Source organism: Belnapia sp. AC561 (assembly GCF_979252845.1).
The window spans coordinates 1-230 of the sequence record NZ_CEEDBP010000545.1; the positions used below are offsets into that span (position 1 = coordinate 1).

A 230-nucleotide genomic window follows, 5' to 3' on the forward strand; every position below is an offset into this window, starting at 1 on the left:
GCGCCGCCGGCGACCGACATGGTGCGCAGCCAGGTCGGGCGGCTCGGCCGGCTGGACTGGGCGGTGGTGACCGGACTGTTCGCCGAGATGGCGGCGGCCGGCCGCGCGCTGCTGGCCGAGGCCGGAGCCGATCCGGCGACCATCCTCCTGAAGCCGAGCGCCGACATGCGCCACGTCGGCCAGGGCTTCGCGATCTCGGTCCCGCTGCCGGGCCTCTCGCTGAGCGACGC

1 pseudogene is annotated in these 230 nt (G+C 76.5%); it reads left to right on the forward strand.

From position 1 onward, the window contains the following. Window positions 1-230: pseudogene (locus AC0IW9_RS32195) on the forward strand (hypothetical protein); the annotation flags it as partial.